This is a genomic window from Paramuribaculum intestinale (assembly GCF_003024925.1).
In the GTDB taxonomy this organism is placed as follows: domain Bacteria; phylum Bacteroidota; class Bacteroidia; order Bacteroidales; family Muribaculaceae; genus Paramuribaculum; species Paramuribaculum intestinale.
Genome location: NZ_PUED01000333.1, coordinates 1 through 1511, shown reverse-complemented (window position 1 = coordinate 1511; position 1511 = coordinate 1). Strand labels below are relative to the sequence as shown.

The following is a 1511-nucleotide window of genomic DNA, read 5'->3' as shown; positions in this document are numbered from 1 at the left end:
TGGCAAATGTTGCCGCAAACGGACCACTGATTGATTGTTTGGCAAGACAACCATGCAGTCAATCAAACTCTCAATAAATTGATTGGACGCCTACTTAATCGCCTGATTGATCAACCAATCAGGCGAAAGGTCAACCATGCACTTGCTTATTCTGTCATACATCCGTCTAATTGCCATAATGAGCAGTTGACTGATTGGTTGATTAGTCAGAACTTCAACCAAACATTTAATCAACCGCATAGTTGACTGAATACACGGTTGAGCATCCAATCAGTCAATTGAGAGACCTGTCATCCGATTAAGCAACTGAAGTTTCACCGTTTACCCCCTGACAGATGAACAGCATCGAAACCCTCCTCCACAGGATCCTCCAACTTGTGGAGGCTAAACACGCTCATCTCCTCACCACCGATAAAGAGCGTATCTACGACAACAAATCGTTGATGGCACTCCTCGGCATCAAAGACCGCTACCTGAAACGCCTACGCGACAACGGCCTACTCGGCTACTCCCGCCACGGCGATAAATACTGGTACACCCAATCCGACATCGACCGCTTCCTCACCAGCTGTCACTACACTCCTTTCGCAGAAAACCGTGATTAAAGTTTCACCAAGGGTACTGCATAACCTTGGAAACATGTAGGAAACCTGTTTTTCGCATATTTTAACAAAAATCAGCCTGTGGCAAGCCGTCTAATTCAGGATTTTTTTTCGTATCTTTGCGTCTTGATAGACGCATCTGACGATGATAAGACCAACAGAAAAATAGCAACATATTAATTTATAGCAGCAAGGCTTTCGTGAAGTTCATGGGCTTGGTCGCCTATCAAGACTATACGAAAGCCTTTTGTTATATCCGACATACTTGAATTATGCGAAAGAAAGTAAAGACATACGATATACCTGAGGAGGTCGTTTCTGCAATTGCAGCGGAACGCAGATCTTCTTATGGCCTACGTACCTATGTCAGCTTGTTCAGTAGCGCAGGTATCGGATGTTATGGGTTTAAGGAAGCTGGGTTCAATTGTATCGCAACAGTTGAACTACTTGAGCGTCGTCTGAAAATTCAAAAACACAACGATAAGTGTATGTTGTCTTCCGGATATATATGCGGAGATATGACGCTTGATGAAACAAAGGATAAAGTATTCCGTGAATTGGCGGTATGGAAAGACTGCTTTGGTGTAAACGATCTTGATGTGTTGATTGCGACACCACCATGTCAAGGGATGTCTGTGGCGAACCATAAGAAAGGAGATGAGCTAAAACGCAATTCGCTTGTAGTAGAGTCTATCAAGATTACTAAAGAAGTCCGGCCAAAATTCTTTATATTTGAGAATGTAAGGGCTTTCTTGACTTCTGTTTGCACTGATATTGATGGTACAGACAAATCAATCAAAGAAGCAATTTCCTTAAATCTTGGGGGACAATACAATATTCTGTATAAGATTGTCAACTTTAAAGATTATGGTTGTCCGTCAAGTCGAACCCGAACTCTTGTTATTGGAG

2 protein-coding genes are annotated in these 1511 nt (G+C 42.6%); both read left to right on the top strand.

Going from position 1 to position 1511, the window contains the following annotated elements; genetic code table 11:
* Nucleotides 1-335: 335 nt before the first annotated feature.
* Nucleotides 336-605, top strand: a complete 270-nt coding sequence (locus tag C5O24_RS13295; RefSeq protein ID WP_107035951.1) for a helix-turn-helix domain-containing protein — start codon at nucleotides 336-338, stop codon at nucleotides 603-605.
* 269 nt (nucleotides 606-874) lie between these two features.
* A partial coding sequence (locus C5O24_RS13290) for a DNA cytosine methyltransferase (RefSeq protein ID WP_133165606.1) occupies nucleotides 875-1511 on the top strand: 637 nt, incomplete at its 3' end.

What these genes read in the sequence shown, in the direction of transcription:
- C5O24_RS13295 (WP_107035951.1), top strand. Translation starts at nt 336, where the DNA reads ATGAACAGCATCGAAACCCTCCTCCACAGGATCCTCCAACTTGTGGAG.